The following is a 20,977-nucleotide window of genomic DNA, read 5'->3' on the forward strand; positions in this document are numbered from 1 at the left end:
TCTTTATTAAAATAATACGAAAAATTAATAAAATTAGGGTATAATATTTATAAGTAATTAAATATTATGCCCTTTTTATGTTTTTAATTATCAATGTAACTGCGTTGATAGTAGGGTGAAGATGTTTGAATGGTTAATCAAAATACTATAGGAGGTTTTATTAATGAAGAAATTGTATACGAGTTTGTTAGCTTTATCCTTAATTTTAGGCGCAGCAGCATGTTCTAATGATGATAGTAGTAAAGACAAAGATAGTTCTAAGGATGATCAGTCAAAAACTGAACAGAAAGATAAAGCATCTAATGATCATTCAAAGGACAAATCGTCTGATAAAGAAAGCGATAAAGACGATAAAAACAAAGACAAAGATAAAAATGATAACGTAGCTTCAAACGATAGCAATTCAACAAGTAGTAACCAAGATAGTGATCATAACCAACAAGCGTCATCCAATAATAATGGAAGTAGTTCAGATCAACAAGCACAAAATACGAATGGAAATAATAATGGTGCTACAAACAATAATCAGCAACCAAGTAATACTAATAATAATCAAGGTACACCAAACCAAGGCTCATCAAACCAAGATACACAACAACCTACACAAGGTAATAACGGTTATGTAGCACCTTATCATGGTACTAATGCAGTTAATGTAGCAAGAAGCTTAACAAGAGATAATGTGAATCAATCAGAAGCCTTAAAACAATTACCAAACTTCCAAACTGCCTTAGATATTGCTAAACAAGAAGCTAATTTATATGGTAATCATAATAAAACGTATAATGATTACGGCATTGAAGGTAACAATGGTAATTACAGTTATGTATTTAGTTTTAAAGATCCACAACAAAATGGTGTTTATTCTATTGTTACAGTGAATAGTCAAGGTCAACCTGTTGTTGTTGATCCAGCTTATGGAAAATAGATTAAAATCTGAATTTATATAGTAAAAAAAAAGCGTATCACAAACTCTCACCATTTGTGGTACGCCTTTTTATAAAAAACAATTTTATTTTAGTTCATCTTGAATGAGTTGAGTTAAGTATTGTAATGATTGGTTATCCTTATTGATGTATGGATTATGATTTTTAGGAATCATATCATTGATTAAATCACGTGTTAACAAATCAGCATCTGTGTACCAGACATTAGATAAACTTTTGATAACGTCTATATAAACACCACGTTCTTCGACATATTTTGTGTGATTCGGTGTGTATAAACAAACACGTTTATCTATCGTTAAAGCATCAAAAATAATTGAAGAATAATCTGTTAAAACGACATCAGAAATAAGCAATAGGTCCTGTGTTTCAATACCTTTTTGAGGTAAAATCACGCCATCAGGTAGCTGAGCTACGCGGTCACTTTCAACGTGTCCTTTGAATATGACATTATATTTAGCTAATAATTGTTCTGAGATTGGTAACAATTCATCATCATGATGATCTGAAACCCATGTCGGTGCATATAATAGCACAGGTTTATTTGAGTCGCATCTTAATTCACGTTTAAGTTGTTCATAAAATGAAGACTCATTCAGTTTATTCAACAAATATTGCACTCTTGGATAGCCAATAGGTAACACGTGTGTATGATGTGTTGGGAAAGCTGAATGAAACATATCCATAGCTAGTTTAGAGTCACATACTAAATAATCTTGTTTAGCTAATTTATTATATTTACGGGCTCTGTAATTATAAATATTTAAGTTTTGATTTGGTTCACGACTATCTAAAAATAACTTTTTAATTGGTGTCCCATGCCAAAGCTGAATAATAGTACCATTAGGTTTGATGGCATCTGGCATATAGCTTTCAGTAACCACAACTTTAGCTGTTTCAATCATGGCTTGTGTTTCTGGATTATCAGGCGATATAAAATGTGGTCCTTGTCTATCATTTGTGACAAAATAAGTTTCAATCGTTGGATTACGTTTTACAAAGTAGCTAAATAAATATTTAGAATTGCCACGATAACCATAATCAAATCCGATAAAGACAACATGGTCTTTCAGTACCGATGTGTCTTTATCATATATATAACTTATTTCTCTATGTTTTTTTAAAGAATGATTTTTAAATGGTTTAAACATCCATTTGGGCAATTTGAATTTAGTGCTTAATAACACTGAATCTGAATATCTTAAGTCACTATGGTCATCAAAAGTGAATTTAGGAAATGGTACTTTTTGACGATGTTCATAAGCTATCGTATTTAAATAGAATTGATTGATTTTACTTATATTATCTTTATCAATAGATGACCAAAGTGCAGTACTTGTATGCATAGGTGCTTTGAAATCATAGACGACATGTCCATCGACAGCTAGTTGTCCTTTTAAAATAGTAACTAAAGCTAAATCAAATATTGTTTCAATATTGAATTTTTCTAGGTGAGATAAGGCTGATTTAATTTCAAAAATCACGTTTGGATAATGATTAATATTTTTCACCCAGTCAATAAAATCGATGGTTTCAAGTCCAAAATAACGACAATCATTTAGATATGATTTGTCGATTGTATAATCAACAATGATTGAAGTCCTTTTTAACTCTACAGATTCGAGCATCTTTTGATGGATCATCATATCATTCGAATAAGGGGCAAAATGAGTATAACCTTCATCCAAAGCTTTTATAAGTTGAATATCTATATTTTCTATATTAGTAATATTAATTTGCTTTATCATATCGTTGACCTCTTTAAGACTAAATTTATTCTTTCTATTTTATCATGTGAGTCGTATGAATACATCACAAGGCACTTATTTTTGATTAAGTAACCGTTTTCGCATTTATGCGCATTTTAAAAGAGTTAGTGATTGAGAATATTATAAAATAATTGAGAAAAACTATAAAAACAATGTTGTAATTTTAACTAGAAGATGATATATTTTAATTGTGAAAAAGTTCACAAGTGATAAAAGAATATATTTTAATGAAAAATCACAATTATCGATATTCAATAATTTAATTTTGATATAAATCTAGCTAGAGACAACAAAATTTATAGTAAAGGAAGAGTCAAACTATGTTAGTAAATTCATTCAATCCATTTGATAACTTAGTGTTATCTAGTATTATTGCTGCAATTCCAATTATCTTGTTTTTATTATGTTTAACTGTTTTTAAAATGAAAGGGATATATGCGGCAGTGACAACTTTAGTTGTAACACTGTTAATCGCTATTCCGTTCTTTAAACTTCCAGTAGGTATTGCTTCAGGCGCAGTTGTGGAAGGTTTCTTCCAAGGTATTATCCCTATTGGTTATATTGTTATGATGGCAGTATTACTGTATAAAATCACATTAGAATCTGGGCAGTTCTCAACGATTCAAGATAGCATTACGAGTATTTCGCAAGACCAACGTATTCAATTGTTATTAATTGGATTCTCATTTAATGCCTTTTTAGAAGGGGCTGCTGGATTTGGGGTTCCTATTGCGATTTGTGCATTATTATTAGCGCAATTAGGCTTCAAACCATTACAAGCTGCTATGTTATGTTTAGTTGCAAACGCAGCTTCAGGTGCATTTGGAGCTATTGGTATTCCAGTTGGAGTTATTGATACTTTACATTTACCTGGTGATGTATCAGCTATGGGCGTTTCTCAAACATCCGTATTTACATTAGTTATTATCAACTTCTTTATTCCGTTTTTATTAATCTTTATCATTGATGGATTCAAAGGGATTAAAGAAACATTACCTTCAATCTTAGTTGTATCTATTACTTATACTGTGTTACAAGCTTTATTAACAGTATTTAATGGACCGGAATTAGCAGATATTATTCCACCATTAGCATCAATGTTAGCTTTAGCATTATTCTCTAGAAAATTCCAACCTAAACATACGTTTAGAGTTCAAAAAGACGTAAAACCTGAACCAGTAAAACACCACAGTGCTAAATCAATATTATATGCGTGGAGTCCATTTGTCATTTTAACGATCATTGTTATGATTTGGAGCGCACCATCATTCAAAAATTTATTCTTACCTAAAGGTAAGTTATCAAGCTTAGTATTAAACTTTAATTTACCAGGAACATTTAGTGAAGTGGCACATAAACCAATTACATTATCATTGAACCTGATTGGACAAACAGGTACAGCGATTTTAATTACCATTATTATTACAGTATTGATGTCTAAAAAAGTTGGTTTTGGTGATGCAGGGCGTTTATTCGGTGTAACATTTAAAGAGTTATGGTTACCGATATTAACAATTTGCTTTATTTTAGCTATCTCTAAAATTACAACATATGGTGGTCTAAGTAGTGCTATGGGTCAAGGAATTGCAAAAACAGGCGATGTATTCCCATTACTATCTCCAATACTAGGTTGGATTGGTGTATTTATGACCGGTTCAGTTGTGAATAACAACTCACTATTTGCACCTATTCAAGCTTCTGTAGCACAACAAATTGGTACGAGTGGTTCATTATTGGTTGCTTCTAATACAGTTGGTGGTGTAGCAGCGAAATTGATTTCTCCTCAATCCATTGCTATTGCAACTGCAGCTGTTAAAGAAGTTGGTAAAGAATCAGAACTATTAAAAATGACTCTAAGATACAGTGTTGGATTACTCATATTCATTTGTATTTGGACATTTATCTTATCAGTAATATTATAAGAACAAATTAAAGAAGCATTTAAAAACTGATTTCTCGATTTTCGAGAAATCAGTTTTTATTTTAGAAGTTTATATGTTAAGTGAACATATTCATGAAGTCGTGGTATACGGCTTCTGCAGAATATGATTTCAGTGTTTCATGTCCTTCTTGAATGATGTGTTGTAGTTCCTCATCATTATGCATCGTTAGATCGATACGTTTAGCAAGTTGTGATGTATCATCATGAGTTACTAAGTAACCATTCTTACCACTTTTAATGATTGAATCAGGACCAGTATTACCATCGAAACTAATGACAATGTTATCTTGTGCCATAGCTTCTAATATCACCATTCCAAATCCTTCGTTTCTAGATGGTATAACAGTGATTTTACTTTGAGCTAACTTTTGATTAAGTGATGGTGTGGCAGGATAAAGGTGTACAATATCTTGTAATTGATATTGGTCGATAAATTGTTTTAAATGTTCTTTCTCTTGTCCATCACCATATAAATGTAATTCATAGTTTAAATGTCTTAAGTCATCTTGAATTAATCTGATACTTTCTAATAAGAGGTCAAATCCTTTTTCGTATTCCAATCTGCCTGCTGCAAGAATAATATTTTTCTTTTGAGCAGCGATACGTTTATTATTAGCAATATTTGGCACTACATAAACGGGCGTTTTTAGTTTGGATTGATATATGGATTGATCGGCTGAAGTTAACGTAGTGATTTTATTAACATCACGGTAGGCATTAATGATTTGATTTTGGAATTTTTGCTCATGTGCATTAAAATTCATATGTTCCATAGCAACGGTAGTGACATTTTTATTCTGATATTTAGCAATTAAGATATTAAAACTTGCTCTTGTACCAATTAGGACATCCGTTGATACACGTTTGATAGCTTTTATCATCTTTTTCTCAACATAACTTGAAAATTGATTTAATCCAGGTTCATATTGAGATAAATGTTTAGGCTTTAACAAGGGTGTATATTTTCTTATTCGATTTGCTAAAATAGCATTAAAATGAGTTGGTTTTAAACGATAATCAACTAAATCTTGTACTTTGATGTCTTTGTGTAAGTTGAAATAAGGTTGATCATTGCCTCTAAAGACAGAAATAATCGTAACAGGATGACCCTTTTCAGCTAATGTGTTAGCTAGTTGTGAAATCGATTTAACTGTACCGCCCATGGCATAGATATTATGCATGAAAAATGTGAACGACTTCATTTGAACACCTCTTATATTTTGTGAATTTTTAATTATTATATCATGACATAGATTACGAAATAGATAAACGAATATGTTAAAATAGATATATTACCAATATTTAGAAAACATCTATTTGGTTGAAATATAGATATATATTAATTTCAATTTAATTATCCTAAGATGATTAATTATAATTATATTGTACAATAGGTGATTGTTTTCATTAAAATAGTCATGTTATGGTACAATATAAAATGTTTTAAGTGTCATGTTTTAGGTAATGGATTGAGTGATTATGACTAGATTTCATGAATAATAAAACCAAGACGACATGATGTTTAGAAAAGAAAAACATTATTGATTTTATTTTTTTATCTAATTAGAAAGCGCTTTAATATAAGTCTAGATCATTTGATGTTTCATTAATCAACTAAAAAGGGGGACTGTATTTGTTATGAGTACACAACATAGCAAAACAGACGTCATCTTAATTGGTGGCGGTATTATGAGTGCAACACTAGGAACATTATTAAAAGAATTAACGCCTGATAAAGAAATCAAAGTATTTGAAAAGTTAAATCAACCTGGCGAAGAAAGTTCAAATGTATGGAATAATGCTGGTACAGGGCATTCAGCATTATGTGAGTTGAACTATACCAAAGAAGGTAAAAATGGATCTGTAGATATTAGTAAAGCGATTAAAATCAATGAACAATTCCAAATTTCTAAACAATTTTGGGCATATTTAGTTAGAACAGGTCAGTTAGAAAATCCTGAAAACTTTATCCAATCAGTACCACATATGAGCTTCGTTAAAGGTACAAACAATATTGAATTCTTGAAACGTCGTGTAGAAAGTCTTCAAAAAAATGTATTATTCGGTAAAATGGAAATTTCTGAAGATAGAAATAAAATTGCTGAATGGGTACCGTTGATGATGGAAGGTAGAACAGATGACGAACCAGTTGCAATTACTTATGATGAAACTGGTACAGATGTTAACTTCGGTGCTTTAACTAAAAAATTATTCAGTAATTTACAACAAAAGAATGTTGAAATTCAATATAAACACGAAGTGTTAGATATTAAAAAACAAAGTAATGGGACTTGGTTAGTTGAAGTGAAAAATTTAACGAATAATCAAGTAACAACTTATGAAACTGACTTTGTATTTATTGGTGCAGGCGGTGCAAGCTTACCATTACTGCAAAAAACAGGTATCAAAGAATCTAAACATATCGGAGGGTTCCCGGTAAGTGGATTATTCTTAAGATGTAAAAATCCTGATGTAATTAATCGCCATCATGCGAAAGTGTATGGTAAAGCAGAAGTGGGAGCACCACCTATGTCTGTACCGCACTTAGATACTCGATTTGTGAATGGCGAACGTTCATTACTATTTGGACCATTTGCAGGTTTCTCACCTAAATTCTTAAAAACAGGTTCATACTTAGATTTAATTAAATCAGTAAAACCAAATAATATCGTAACGATGTTATCAGCAGGTGTTAAGGAGTTTGATTTAACTAAATATTTAGTATCACAATTAATGCTTTCAAACGAAGAAAGAGTTGACGACTTACGAGTTTTCTTACCAAACGCTAAAGATGAAGATTGGGAAGTCATTACTGCAGGTCAACGTGTACAAGTGATTAAAGATACTAAAGATGCCAAAGGAAACCTACAATTTGGTACAGAAGTGATTACGTCAGAAGATGGCACATTAGCAGCGCTACTTGGTGCATCACCAGGTGCATCCACAGCTGTAGATATCATGTTTGACGTCCTTCAAAGATGTTATAAAGATGACTTTAAATCATGGGAACCAGCTATTAAAGAAATGGTACCTTCATTCGGTTTAAACTTATCAGAACATGAAGATGTGTATCACGCAGTAAATAAAGAAATTGTTAAATATTTAAAAGTTAAATAATAAAAGGAAAGCGCCTCTCTTATAAGTAGATCAACTACTAGTAAGAAAGGTGTTTTTATTAATGATTAGAATTAAATTTGATAAGCTTTTCATTAATGTTTTTGATTTCTTTTTTTGTTTTTAAGTAACTTATAAACCATATCAAGATGTAGATGCCTATGAAAATGATGGTGTATGAAACTAAACTCATCATTTTTAAGGGGAACCAACCTGCTAAGATTGCAAGGATAGTAAATGGAAAATAACTACAAATAAAATGAACAAATGTAGATTTTGTAATACTCCAATCAGTAGCATTGAATATTAGGCTATTAAATGAAAATAAAAGACCTATTAGCATCCAAATAGACATTGATATTAACATAATGATAGGCTCTGAAAAATGATGGTAATAAATTGTGCCCATTGTTGAAGACGGTGACAATGGATGATAGTGTCCATTAGCATAGAGAAAACTGAAAAAATTAGAAAGCAATAATCCAATCATTAAACTAATGAAAAGGGATTTATAAATATTTTTCATAATGATAATCTCTCCTTAATTGATTTTAAATATCTTCTAGAGGAATAAGTGTAATCATCGTCTAAGTTCTTTAAATACATACGTATTAATCCGTTTGCTTCTAATTGTAGTTTAATAATGGCATGTTGATTAACAATTTCAGACTTAGATATACGAATGAAAGTGTTTGGGAGTTGTTCTTCTAACTCATATAGTCGGTATTTAGTATTGAAAACTTTGCCATTGGATACTGCTACAACTTGTTTTTGTTGAGTACGGAAGCTAGCGATATCTTCAATTTTTAGTTGGAATATATCTTCATCTAATTTGCCATTTATTTCGGTTAAACGATCAATGTCTTCAACAGTTTGAATTATTTCTTGTACACTTTTATCCATTTGTGGTGAATGGATTTCTACAAATTGCTTTCGTTCAGTGGGGCTAATAAATAATTTTAATTGCACAGGTGTAACCTCCTCTATATCAATCATTAAAACATAATAATTATTTGGAAAAGGATAAATAAAGATAAGCGGTTAATATATAAAGCTATGTGGTTAATTATCAAAGATAATAACCACATAGCTTTATTGCTCATTTGTGAAAGTATTATATATTTTTGGGCAAAATAATTGTAAAGGTTGTACCATCTTGATGGTTACTAGTAACGTGTATTTTTCCGTGATGGAGCTGGATTATAGATTGTGTAATAGCTAGACCCAACCCGTTACTATTGTCATCTGTACTACGCTTGTAAAAGCGCTCAAACAAATGAGATTGCTCTAACGTGTCGATGATATCACCTTGATTAGTAACTTGAATTTGAATGCCTTGAGCTATTTGTTTCAATTCAATATTAATGAGTGATGCATCGTAAGAATACTTGATGGCATTGCTAATAAGATTACTAACGGCCTGATGTATCAGTCTTTCATTTCCTAGGAAATAAGTAGACTCTAAATCTGACATCAGCATAAGTGATTTTTGATCGATAGCGTAATGTTCATGTCTTACAATGTGATTGATTAATTGATCGAGTTGAATATAATCCGAAAATGTTAAATGCTGTGCATTATCTAGTTCTGAAAGTAATAGTAATTCTTTTGTTAGTTCGCTCAACTGGTTTGTAATTTGATAGATATGATTAATACTTTGTTGACGTTCGTTTTGACTTTTAGCGCGTTCTAAATCGACTAATGATTGTCTAATGTGTGTGAGTGGTGTTTTAATTTCATGTGATACATTCTGAACAAAATGTTGTCGCATTTCATCAACTTGCTTTAAAGATTGACGCATCATATCAAAGCGATATTGTAGTGTGCCTATTTCATCTTGACGGGTCTGTTTGATAGGAGTGTTAAAGTCCCCATTCATTAATCTTTCTGTACCTTGTTTTAATTGTTTAACAGGCCTAACAATGGCATAGGTTGAAGTGATGACAAGTGAAATAGAGATTAATAATAATAAAGTTAAGAGTACTGCTAAAAATAATCTAAACTCACTAAATGTTTCACCAATATCAGGACGCATAAAGACAGCGACGTTTTCGTGATGATTTTTAAATTGTAAACCTACAGTGTTATCCGTTTCATTATCGAAAAAGCCTGTTACAAAAAGTTCGAAAGGCTTATTTTTAATACCGTGATATTCGTTGCCATTTAAGACACTTTTAATATGACGTTGTGATAAGTTGTCTTTTCTAAATTTTGCACCATAGAATGTTTTCTTACCATCCTGATCAACTGTCATAATTTGATAATTCATCTGACCAAGATGTTTAAAGTAATGATTAAGTTGATTATTATTGTAACTTTCAAAATCTCTTGATTCTTTTAACATTGTCATGATTTTCGCATCATTAGACGCCTTTAAATTAAAATGGTAATAGATATTTGTCAAAATAAAACTAATAAAGGCACTGAATAATATGACAGTAATAGTATAGACAGCGATTCTGATATATAACGTTTTAAACATGATGTTCTACCTTATAACCTTGACCACGTACTGTTTTAATTGTCACGTCTGAATCTAGTTGCTGCAATCGTTGTCGCAATCGTTTTATATGTACGTCAATAGTTCTTTCATCACCTTCGTAATCATAACCCCATATTTTTTCGATAAGATGTGTCCTAGAAAATATTTGCTTTTCATTTGAAGCTAATAGAAATAAAAGTTGAAATTCTTTGTTAGGTAATGTCATCGTTTTACCATTTACTACTACTTCCATATAAGCTTGATGTAACGTTAAATTCCCAATCGTTAATGTTTCATCCGCATGGATGTGGTAACGACGTAAGACAGCCTTAATACGATAGATCAACTCTTTAACTTCAAAAGGCTTAGTTAAATAATCATCCGTCCCACTTATAAATGCACGTTCTTTATCACTAAGTGCATCTCTCGCCGTTAACATAATCACTGGTAAATCATAAACTTCTTTAATCATATGACATAATTCAAATCCATCCATCCCATGCATCATAATATCCACGATTGCAATATCGACTGGATGATTATCAAGAAAATGAAGTGCTTCTTCACCATTTGTATGGGTATATGTATAGAAATGTTCTTTTTCTAAATGTGTTACAACGTAATTTAATATTTTAGGATCATCATCTACAATAAGGCAACGATTCATATCCACACTCCTTTTTTCCTTTATTATACAATGAATAAATTTTAGAAAACAATGTATGCTTGAGTTCACATTCAGTTCACAAATGTTTCTTATGATACAACTATCAACAAACATAGTTTAGGAGCGAGTATGAATGAAATTAGCATGGAATGAAATTAAATTTTATAAGTTTAGATATGTATTAATCATGTTAATCATTGTCTTATTAAGCTTAATGGTGTTATTTATTAGTGGTTTAGCACAAGGACTAGCTAGAGAAAATGTGTCTATGTTCGATCAATTTAAATCAACACATTATATTACTCAAGATATGAAAGAACCTCAGATTGAAAAATCTCATCTATCATCAAAACAGCAAATGAAAATTAATAAGGTGATTAATATAAAGTCAACTCAAATGAATATACAAAGTTTAGAAGTGGCTGGTAATAATGATGAAGATGTACTCACAATGTATTCTCCACAAGAACAGCAATTTGATTTGAAGGAAGGACAACTACCTACAAAGAAGAATCAAATTGCAGTAAATCAAAAACTGACAGGTGAAGGTATTAAAATAGGGGATGTTATTCAGTTCAAGCACCATCAACAAACATATAAAGTCACAGGTATTCTTGATGATGCAATGTATGCACATAGCTCTATCGTATTGATGGATCAAAAGGGGTTCCAGGATATTAATAGACAATATGCGTTATTTTATCCTGTTAACACACTATCTCAACAGGAAGAAAAGCAAATAAACGATATTCCAGGAATCAAAGTGACGAGTACCGATGAATTGAAAGCAAACATCGCAAGTTATCAAGCTGAACAAGCACCTTTAAAAATGATGGTGATGAGTCTGTTCGTTATTACAGCAATCGTACTGAGTGCTTTCTTTTATGTCATGACCATTCAAAAAGTATCAGAAATTGGCATTTTAAAAGCAATAGGAATCAAAACAAGACATTTACTGACTTCTTTATTACTTCAAATTCTAATAGTGACATTATTATCCGTAGTCATTTCAGTCGGTATAATTGCTGGTATTGCTATGATTTTACCTGTGACCATGCCATTTCATTTAAATACAATAAATTATATTTTAGTGATTGGTATTTTTATTATCGTTGCTATAGTCGGCGCATTATTATCATTTATTAAAGTTGTTAAGGTTGATCCAATAGAAGCAATAGGAGGTGGAGAATAGTGTCATTACAAGTTAATCATATTGTGAAAACATTTGGTAAAGGAGATACTGAAACAAAGGTATTGAAAAATATTGATATCACAATTGAACCAGGAGAGTTTGTTATACTTTCTGGTGCTTCAGGTTCAGGAAAATCTACTTTATTATCCATTCTAGGTGGTATACTTTCCCAAACAAAAGGAGAGATTAATTACCAAGGAGAGCCATTATTTTCAAATACTCGACGTAATACTGAACGTCGTTTAACGGATATTGGATTTATATTCCAATCATCTCATTTAGTGCCTTATTTATCAGTGATGGATCAACTTACAATTGTAGGAAGAGAAGCAGGAATGTCTAAAAAGGAAGCTTATCAACGAGCGTCTAAGTTATTAACGGACATTGGATTATCAGACAAATTAAATGCCTTTCCTCATATGTTATCGGGTGGACAAAAGCAAAGAGTTGCGATTATGAGAGCATTGATGAATGATCCTAAACTGTTATTAGCAGATGAACCAACAGCTAGTTTAGATGCTAAACGAGCATTATCCGTAGTAAAAATGATTAAAAAGGAAATTATAAATAATGATATGTGTGGCATTATGGTCACACATGACCAACGATTGTTTGAATATGCTGATAAAGTCATTTACCTTGAAGATGGCAAGATTGCAAAGTATATCAATTGATAGAACATTTATAAAAAAGTGTCTTATGTACGTAAGAATGTAGCGTATACAAGACACTTTTTATTTTATCCATAAAATGATGATACTTATCCAAAATGTGAGTGCAAAATATATCGTTAAAAGTAATCGGTATTGATACATCACGCCTAAAAAGTCTCTAATTAAAGCAATATGGAAGAAATGATAGGGCGTATGACTGCCAACACCATAGGTTGGAATATCTAAATTTTGGGCTAACTTGAGTGCTCGCAATATATGAAACTGACTTGTGACACATACCATCTTTGGCATATTGTTGAAATATTGAAGAATAATTTCTTTAGAGTATACAAAGTTTGTGTGTGTATTAGTAGATTGTTGTTCTAATAAAATATTGTCATTAGGGACGCCTTGTTTAATCAAATATCGTTGCATTGCGATTGACTCTGGTATAGGTTCATCTGGCCCCTGTCCGCCTGATACAAGTAGTTGAGGCTTATGTTCAGAATGATGATAAATTTCAAGTGCACGGTTTAATCGTTCTTTTAACATTGGTGTCACTTCTTCAGTAAATATACCTGCCCCTAATACAATAATTAAATCCACTGATTGATTGAAATGACGTGAACCAAAGACAGATGACCATATGAGATAACAAAGAAATGCAAATAATGTTGTAAATCCAATCAAACATAGCCATAATGCAATGCCATTAATAATAAGTAACGGTGACAAGCTAATATAGAAACAAGCACTTATAAATAACGTTAAGCGCATGACGCTCAAACCCATTTGTTTAATAAATTGACGACCACGCGAATTAAACAAAATAGCATGGTGTTTAAATAAACAAAATGAGATTAAAATAAGCATAAGCACCATCAATTCATATGGAATGCTATACGTAATGAGATGAAATATTAAATTTAAGAAACCTAATATAATAGTAGAAATAAATCCTGTCACACTCAAAGTGACGTACTGGTTAATTAATAATGACAAGACAATCATGATGATAAGTAATGTTAAAATCAAAGGAATCATGCGCGCGCACCTCAATATTGTATGTACATATAAATGTAGTTGATAGTAAATAAATAAGCAACTCAAAAGTTATTGTGATAAAACTGTTTTAAAGGTTTCATTTTATAATTTTTCTTGATATCATTTATAGGATGAAAAATAAATAATTTATATAAATCAACACGGTCTTGAGGAGATATATATGACTAGACAATTAGAAGATCATATCGCATTTTTAGAAATGTTTATCAATAATGTAAATACTTTAACTGCTAAATTGTTGAAAGATTTACAAAATGAATACGGCATTTCCGTCGAACAATCCAATGTTTTAGCAATGCTTAATAATGAATCGAGGACAATAAGTCAAATTACAGAAAAACAAGGTGTTAATAAAGCAGCGGTAAGCAGAAGAATTAGTAAATTATTAGATGCAGGATTAGTTGTTCTAGAAAAGCCCAATGCTAATATCGATCAAAGGCTTAAGTTTATAACTTTATCTAAAATAGGCAAGTCTTACATGGAGAAGCGTAAAACATTGATTAATGATATCGCAATGGATTTTACAAAAGATTTCTCTTCCGAAGATTTAGATCAAGTTAGACATGTCTTAGAAGTTATTAATTATCGAATGACAAATTACAGCTCTAAATTATCGTAAATATCATTAAATAAACACTATACATAATAGAAGTTTTAGGAATATAATTTGATAATAGATGAGTCATAAGACTAAATATGTATGTTGTTGGAAATCATTTAGTTATATAATGAAATTATCTGTAATAATAGAATGTATATTGATTGAATTATTGAAATTAATAATAAATTAATCGTTTTTAACAATAGATATAAATTGTAGATGTGAAATATTTTTTAAACTGACGAGTGTTTGGAAATTGAGTAGAGGTGATAAGATGAAACAGTGCCCTCAGTGTGGTGCTTCTGTGGATAAGGATGCACACACTTGTCAAAATTGTGGCCAGTCAATAAAAAAAGAAACAAAGAATAAAAGTAAGCAAAGTAATAGCGAACAACATGAAAACAGCACAAATCAATCTTCAAATAAAACGACAAATATAAAGATTAGAAAGATTGTACCAGTTGCGATTATATTTTTTATTATCATCTTATTGGTCATTTTATTTTTCCTATTAAGAAATTTTAATTCACCTAATGCTCAAACAAAAATTTTAGTCAATGCGATAGACAATGACGATAATCAAAAAGTGGCTACATTACTCAGTACTAAAGATAATAAGGTAGATCCTGATGAAGCTTCGGCATATATTAAATATATAAAAAAAGAAGTAGGAATTAAAAACTTTATTAGAGATGTCAGAAATACAGTTGATAAATTAAATAAAAGCCATTCTAGCGTGGCATCTTATATTCAAACAAGGGATGGTCAAGATGTGTTACGCGTGAGTAAAAATGGGACACGATATCTTATATTTGATAATATGAGTTTTAATGCGCCGACGAAACAACCGGTTGTCAAACCGAAAGTAGATACAAAATATGAATTTAAATCCGGTGGTAAACGTAAAAAAGTAATTGCAGAAGCGGATAAAACAACGCCATTAGGCCATTATATTCCAGGTAATTATAGTATTGATGCTACTAAAGAAACGAAGAATGGTGTGTTTAGTGGGAAACTTGACTTTGATTTTAAAGCTACAAATAGTGAGACCGTCAATGTGACTGAAGATTTTGATGAAGCACATCTCAACATTAAATTAAAAGGTGCATCTAAACTTACTGATAAATCAAAAAAAGTGATTATTAATGATCGTACGTTATCATATTCAAATTCTAAAGAGTATGGTCCATATCCTAAGAATAAAGATATCACAGTATCTGCTGAAGGTTCAGCTAAAGATAAAACTTTCGAATCAGAAACTAAGACCATTAAAGCTTCAAAACTTAAAGATAATACGACAATCACATTAGATTTCGACAGTGATGAAATTGATAAATATGTTGCTAAAAAAGAAAAAGAAGAAAATAGTTTGAAAAACAAACTCACTCAATTTTTTAGTGGGTACTCATTGGCATTAAATTCAGCAATGAATGAAAATAACTTTGATTTAATATCAAGTTACTTTAAGAAAAACACTTCATTATATGACACCATGAAACATCAATTAGAGAATAATCAATTAGTATCATTTCAAACAAATCAAGTCATAAGTGCAAGTCAAAGTGGAGATAAAGTGAAAGCGACGATCCAACAAATAAATGAAAATGGTCAATTGATTAATAAAGATTATGAATTAGAAGAAACATCCAAAGGTAATGATTTTAATTTAATTAAAGAATCTAACGAATAAATAGTAATGATGGGCGTAGGACATGTGATCTTATTTTAAATAACGAACACTGACCTGCGTCCTATTTTTATATGTAGGGAGAAAAATATTCAATTGCATAAAATAGAATGTATAGCGTAATATATTGATATATGTAAAAATCTAGCCATTTACTAAATAAATATTAAGGTGGTTTCAGAAATGAATCAGAAGGTACAATCGAAAAAGCAATCCCCTATATTTGTAATCATCTTAGGTGCACTTACAGCAATTGGTGCATTATCTATAGATATGTTTTTACCGGGATTACCAGAAATTAAAAATGACTTCCATACAACAACGTCAAATGCACAACTCACATTATCATTATTTATGATTGGGTTAGCGTTAGGAAACTTATTTGCTGGTCCTATATCAGACGCGACCGGAAGAAAGAAACCGTTATGGATATCCATGTTCATTTATACATTAGCAAGTTTAGGTATTGTCTTTGTTACTAATATCGAAGTAATGATTGCGTTACGCTTTATTCAAGGTGTAACAGGTGGGGCAGCTTCCGTTATTTCAAGAGCTATTGCCAGTGATATGTATAAAGGTAAGGAGTTAACAAAATTTTTATCATTACTCATGTTAGTAAACGGTGTTGCACCAGTTATTGCTCCAGCAATTGGTGGTATTATTTTAAGCTTCGCCGTTTGGAGAATGGTATTTATTATATTAACTGTATTTGGCATATTAATGGTTATTGGTTCTCTAACCAAAGTTCCTGAGTCTTTACAGGAAGATGAAAAAGATAGTAACGGCATTGACACCTAAATTTGTATTACCAATGTTAATTCAAGGATTTTCATTTATTATGTTATTTACCTATATCTCAGCATCACCTTTTATTATTCAAAAAATATATGGCATGTCAGCGTTACAATTTAGTATTATGTTTGCAGCGATTGGCATTACTTTAATTATTTCAAGTCAATTAGTGGGTGTACTTGTCGATCGAATAGAGAGACGACAATTGTTAAAAATTGTGACATATATTCAAGTACTTGGCGTTGTGATTGTAGCTATGACACTGCTTAATCATTTGAGTTTTTGGATATTAGTCATTGGATTTATTGTCTTAGTTGCACCGGTTACAGCAGTCGCAAGTTTAGGCTTTTCAATTGCTATGGATGAAAGTACAAAAGGGCGAGGCAGTGCTTCCAGTTTATTAGGATTGGTACAATTTCTATTAGGAGGACTTATGTCTTCATTAGTTAATGTCATGGGCGAACATAATGTAACACCTTATGTTGTGATTATTAGTATAACAGCAGTAATTATGATTATTTTACAGACTATTTATACGAGACTACAACGTCGAACATCATAATTGGTTTGAGTAACGATACAAAAAATAGCCAGAAAATGAGTTATATATGCTCATTTTCTGGCTTAATTTGATTATCTTTGTAATTTAATTGTATTTGCTAATAGGTTTTCAGCAATTACTTCTGGAGACTCTTTGCAACCATTGCGTAACCAATAAAATATGACACCAACTTGTCCACCGATAGAATAGGTGATGAACAATGATTTATTTTGAATTGAATTTGGATAATCTTCAATCACATTTTCATAAGCAACTTTAGTAGCGTTAAAATATTCCATTGCTAATCCTTTATTAGGATATGTAATAAATATAGCTCGATAGAATGCTTCTTTACGTTTAATATATTTCGTAACAATTAAAAAGAATTTATATAACTTAGTTTTATCGACACGCACACTTTCAAAGTTGTTATATAAAGACTTGAGTAATTTCAAATATTTAGATAAATGATAATTTTGAATTTGTTCTAATAAATCATATTTATCTTTGTAATGATCATAAAAAGTAGAGCGATTAACGCCACTATAAGCACAGATCATTTTAATCGTTATTTCGTCGAATGGGTATTCATCTAATAAATCTATCATACTTTGAATAATTTTAAATTTAGCTCTTCGTTTCATAAGCAGTCACCTTAGTTATCAATCCGACACATTTTTTTAAAGTGTCGGTGTTATTTTTATCTACATGTATCTATAATAGATAAAGTGAATTTTAAAAGCAAATAGGAGGATATATTCATGAAGAAAATGGTATTAATTAATATCATTACTATCATTGTATTGATTGTTATCGGAGTAGTCGGTTTCTACTTCTGGAACAATGCAACGAGCTATGTTAGTACTGATAACGCCAAAGTAGATGGCGATCAAATGAAAATAGCAAGCCCTGCTTCAGGTGAAATTAAATCACTTGACGTTAAACAAGGTGAGAAACTTAAAAAAGGCGATAAAGTTGCTGAAGTTGTAGCTCAAGGCGAAGGTGGTCAATCTAAAGAGATGAGCATCAAAATGCCTAAAGACGGCACAATCGTTAAAACAGATGGTATGGAAGGTTCAATGGCTCAAGCTGGGAACCCAATCGCTTATGCGTACAATTTAGATGATTTATATATTACTGCTAACGTTGATGAAAAAGACGTTGCTGATATTGAAAAAGGTAATGACGTTGATGTTGATATCGACGGACAAAAAGCAACTGTAAGTGGTAAAGTCGATCAAATCGGTGATGCTACAGCAGCTAGCTTCTCATTAATGCCTTCATCTAATAGTGATGGTAACTACACTAAAGTATCACAAGTTGTACCAGTTAGAATTTCTCTAGATTCTGAACCATCTAAAAATGTTGTTCCAGGTATGAACGCTGAAGTCAAAATTCATAAAAATTAAGGGGGTCATTAAATGACAACGACCTTCATTATTGTTTATATTTTAATCGCGCTCATACTTCTTGGTTTGATTAATTTCTTCATCGTTAAAAGTAAGAAAAAATCTAAAAATCAAAAAGTGGAACAACGCTCAACAAAAGGTTCTGAGAGTCAATCATATCAATCTAAATTTAAAGCAAGTGATTTAGAAAAATCTGAGTCACAAACATCATCTCCAAATGATTTTAGTTCTACTTCTAATCACATTGAAGATGATAAAAGAAAACATCATTTCGAATCTATAAATGAATCGGATGATTCTATAAAGAATGAACAAGGGACGTTACGTCGCTCTGAAGACACTTCTCATAAATCAGATGTGGAGAATGAAGTTGACGAAGTTCACAAACCAATCAACCCTAACTCAGAAGAGGCTAGAGTTAATGAGAAGATTAAAAATCAACAGTCTGATTTTATCTTCGGTAAAGGTATCACAAGAGGTAAGATTTTAGCGGCAATGTTATTTGGTATGTTTATTGCTATTTTAAACCAAACTTTATTAAATGTTGCCTTACCTAAAATTAATACTGAATTTAATATTTCTGCATCAACTGGTCAATGGTTAATGACAGGATTTATGTTAGTTAACGGTATTTTAATACCAATAAGTGCTTTCCTATTTAATAAATATTCTTATAGAAAGCTATTTATTATAGGTTTAGTACTCTTTACATTTGGTTCATTGATATGTGCGATTTCAATGAACTTCCCGATAATGATGACAGGACGTGTTTTACAAGCTATCGGTGCTGGTATCTTAATGCCATTAGGTTCTAATGTTATTGTTACGATTTTCCCTCCAGAAAAACGTGGTGTAGCAATGGGAACAATGGGTATTGCCATGATTTTAGCACCAGCAATCGGACCAACATTATCTGGTTATATTGTACAAAATTATGACTGGAACTTAATGTTCTACGGTATGTTCTTTATCGGACTTGTTGCAATTGCAGTTGGTTTCTTCTGGTTTAGACTGTACCAAAGAACAACGAATCCTAAAGCCGATGTACCTGGTATTATTTACAGTACAATTGGGTTCGGCGCTTTATTATATGGTTTCTCTGAAGCTGGTAATAAAGGTTGGGGTTCAACTGAAATTGTTTCAATGTTTATCATTGGTATTATTTTCATTACCTTATTTGTTATTAGAGAATTAAGAATGAAAGCACCAATGTTAAATTTAGAAGTTTTAAAATACCCAACATATACACTAACAACAGTGATAAACATGATTGTTATGATGAGTTTATATGGTGGTATGATTCTTTTACCAATCTATTTACAAAATCTACGTGGTTTCTCAGCGTTAGATTCAGGTCTATTAATGCTTCCGGGTGCATTAGTAATGGGTGCCTTAGGTCCTATTGCAGGTAAATTACTTGATACGATTGGTATTAAACCATTAGCTATTTTTGGTATTGGCGTTATGACATACGCAACTTGGGAATTAACTAAATTAAATATGGATACACCATACTTATCAATCATGGGTATTTATGTTTTACGTTCATTTGGTATGGCATTTATCATGATGCCTATCATGACTGCAGGTATGAACGCATTACCAGCGCGTTTAATTTCTCATGGTAACGCATTTGTAAATACGATGAGACAATTAGCAGGTTCAATTGGTACTGCAATTCTTGTTACTGTAATGACTACACAAACAACAAATCATGTTGCTGCATTTGGTGAAGAATTGGATAAAACTAATCCAATGGTTCAAGACCATATGCGTGAATTAGCACAACAATTTGGTGGCGAACAAGGTGCCATGAAAGTGTTATTACAATATGTAAACAAATTAGCTTCTGTAGAAGGTATAAACGATGCATTCATCATTGCAACTATTATAAGTTTAGTAGCACTTATTTTAAGTTTCTTCTTACAAAGTAAGAAAAAAGCAGATGCATCAGCCGCTAAATCAAGAGCAGAAGACTAAGACAAATTGATTAAGACATGACTTAATGAATAAAAGTAATAAAAAGAAGATGATAAAAATTGTGTTGTGGGGGCATGATTTTTATGGGATCGGTGTCGACTTCGATATCGATCCCATTTTTTTAGTCAGGCTGGGA

At 31.3% G+C, this 20,977-nt stretch carries 17 protein-coding genes and 1 pseudogene; 10 read left to right on the forward strand and 8 right to left on the reverse strand.

Translation table 11 applies throughout. The annotated features are described in order from the left end of the window. Nucleotides 1-163: 163 nt before the first annotated feature. Entirely contained in the window at nucleotides 164-928 is a 765-nt protein-coding gene (locus JX000_RS02420) for a hypothetical protein (protein ID WP_002452412.1), read from the forward strand. 84 nt (nucleotides 929-1,012) lie between these two features. Here JX000_RS02420 and JX000_RS02425 read toward each other — a convergent pair whose 3' ends face one another. Beyond that, nucleotides 1,013-2,695: a CDP-glycerol glycerophosphotransferase family protein gene (locus JX000_RS02425; RefSeq protein ID WP_206140838.1), complete on the reverse strand. Its 1,683-nt coding sequence runs from the start codon at nucleotides 2,693-2,695 to the stop codon at nucleotides 1,013-1,015. Between the two features lie 341 nt (nucleotides 2,696-3,036). Between JX000_RS02425 and JX000_RS02430 the strand changes: the two genes are divergently transcribed. Next, complete coding sequence (locus JX000_RS02430; RefSeq protein ID WP_002452410.1) at nucleotides 3,037-4,638, forward strand: L-lactate permease; 1,602 nt, start codon at nucleotides 3,037-3,039, stop codon at nucleotides 4,636-4,638. Between the two features lie 76 nt (nucleotides 4,639-4,714). Here JX000_RS02430 and JX000_RS02435 read toward each other — a convergent pair whose 3' ends face one another. Then, nucleotides 4,715-5,860 (reverse strand): glycosyltransferase family 4 protein, encoded by a 1,146-nt coding sequence (locus JX000_RS02435; protein ID WP_002452409.1) that lies wholly within the window; start codon nucleotides 5,858-5,860, stop codon nucleotides 4,715-4,717. Nucleotides 5,861-6,296: 436 nt separating this feature from the next. Between JX000_RS02435 and mqo the strand changes: the two genes are divergently transcribed. Then, a complete protein-coding gene (gene mqo / locus JX000_RS02440; protein ID WP_206140839.1) occupies nucleotides 6,297-7,775 on the forward strand; it encodes a malate dehydrogenase (quinone) in 1,479 nt (492 codons plus the stop codon). Between the two features lie 58 nt (nucleotides 7,776-7,833). On the opposite strand, the gene JX000_RS02445 is transcribed toward mqo, so the two are convergent. From JX000_RS02445 to JX000_RS02460, 4 genes are all read right to left on the reverse strand, one after another. Next, the gene (locus tag JX000_RS02445; protein ID WP_002452407.1) at nucleotides 7,834-8,298 is read right to left on the reverse strand and encodes a DUF3021 domain-containing protein; all 465 of its coding nucleotides are present in this window, start codon (nucleotides 8,296-8,298) and stop codon (nucleotides 7,834-7,836) included. Further along, the gene (locus JX000_RS02450) at nucleotides 8,295-8,741 is read right to left on the reverse strand and encodes a LytTR family DNA-binding domain-containing protein (RefSeq protein WP_206140840.1); all 447 of its coding nucleotides are present in this window, start codon (nucleotides 8,739-8,741) and stop codon (nucleotides 8,295-8,297) included. Before JX000_RS02450 ends, JX000_RS02445 begins: the two co-directional genes overlap by 4 nt. 145 nt (nucleotides 8,742-8,886) lie before the next feature. After that, the gene (locus JX000_RS02455) at nucleotides 8,887-10,254 is read right to left on the reverse strand and encodes a sensor histidine kinase (RefSeq protein ID WP_206140841.1); all 1,368 of its coding nucleotides are present in this window, start codon (nucleotides 10,252-10,254) and stop codon (nucleotides 8,887-8,889) included. Further along, entirely contained in the window at nucleotides 10,247-10,921 is a 675-nt protein-coding gene (locus tag JX000_RS02460) for a response regulator transcription factor (RefSeq protein WP_002452404.1), read from the reverse strand. Before JX000_RS02460 ends, JX000_RS02455 begins: the two co-directional genes overlap by 8 nt. Before the next feature lie 133 nt (nucleotides 10,922-11,054). Between JX000_RS02460 and JX000_RS02465 the strand changes: the two genes are divergently transcribed. After that, nucleotides 11,055-12,113: an ABC transporter permease gene (locus tag JX000_RS02465; RefSeq protein WP_206140842.1), complete on the forward strand. Its 1,059-nt coding sequence runs from the start codon at nucleotides 11,055-11,057 to the stop codon at nucleotides 12,111-12,113. Next, nucleotides 12,113-12,787 carry an ABC transporter ATP-binding protein gene (locus tag JX000_RS02470; protein ID WP_206140843.1) on the forward strand — a complete coding sequence of 225 codons (675 nt, stop codon included), beginning with the start codon at nucleotides 12,113-12,115 and terminating at the stop codon, nucleotides 12,785-12,787. The genes JX000_RS02465 and JX000_RS02470 overlap by 1 nt, the downstream gene beginning before the upstream one ends. A gap of 60 nt (nucleotides 12,788-12,847) precedes the next feature. Here the strand turns inward: JX000_RS02470 and JX000_RS02475 are convergent, their stop codons facing one another. Further along, nucleotides 12,848-13,810, reverse strand: a complete 963-nt coding sequence (locus tag JX000_RS02475; protein WP_002452401.1) for a YdcF family protein — start codon at nucleotides 13,808-13,810, stop codon at nucleotides 12,848-12,850. Nucleotides 13,811-13,991: 181 nt separating this feature from the next. Between JX000_RS02475 and JX000_RS02480 the strand changes: the two genes are divergently transcribed. The 3 genes and pseudogenes from JX000_RS02480 to JX000_RS02490 all read left to right on the forward strand — a co-directional run bounded on the left by JX000_RS02480 (nucleotide 13,992) and on the right by JX000_RS02490 (nucleotide 17,473). Continuing rightward, nucleotides 13,992-14,450, forward strand: coding sequence for a MarR family transcriptional regulator TcaR (locus JX000_RS02480; RefSeq protein ID WP_206140844.1), 459 nt, complete (start codon nucleotides 13,992-13,994; stop codon nucleotides 14,448-14,450). 256 nt (nucleotides 14,451-14,706) lie between these two features. After that, nucleotides 14,707-16,122, forward strand: a complete 1,416-nt coding sequence (locus tag JX000_RS02485; protein WP_145505529.1) for a membrane-associated protein TcaA — start codon at nucleotides 14,707-14,709, stop codon at nucleotides 16,120-16,122. 180 nt (nucleotides 16,123-16,302) lie between these two features. Beyond that, nucleotides 16,303-17,473 (forward strand): annotated as a pseudogene (locus JX000_RS02490) (multidrug effflux MFS transporter). A 71-nt stretch (nucleotides 17,474-17,544) separates the two neighbouring features. Here the strand turns inward: JX000_RS02490 and JX000_RS02495 are convergent. Then, a complete protein-coding gene (locus tag JX000_RS02495; protein ID WP_002452397.1) occupies nucleotides 17,545-18,096 on the reverse strand; it encodes a TetR/AcrR family transcriptional regulator in 552 nt (183 codons plus the stop codon). Nucleotides 18,097-18,213: 117 nt separating this feature from the next. On the opposite strand from JX000_RS02495, the gene JX000_RS02500 reads away from it, so the two are divergent. Together JX000_RS02500 and JX000_RS02505 are read left to right on the forward strand one after the other, a co-directional pair. Beyond that, the gene (locus tag JX000_RS02500; protein WP_002452396.1) at nucleotides 18,214-18,861 is read left to right on the forward strand and encodes an HlyD family secretion protein; all 648 of its coding nucleotides are present in this window, start codon (nucleotides 18,214-18,216) and stop codon (nucleotides 18,859-18,861) included. 12 nt (nucleotides 18,862-18,873) lie between these two features. Further along, a complete protein-coding gene (locus JX000_RS02505) occupies nucleotides 18,874-20,841 on the forward strand; it encodes a DHA2 family efflux MFS transporter permease subunit (RefSeq protein WP_002452395.1) in 1,968 nt (655 codons plus the stop codon). The last annotated feature ends 136 nt before the right edge of the window (nucleotides 20,842-20,977 follow it).

Source organism: Staphylococcus sp. SB1-57, assembly GCF_017086425.1.
Taxonomy (GTDB): domain Bacteria; phylum Bacillota; class Bacilli; order Staphylococcales; family Staphylococcaceae; genus Staphylococcus; species Staphylococcus warneri_A.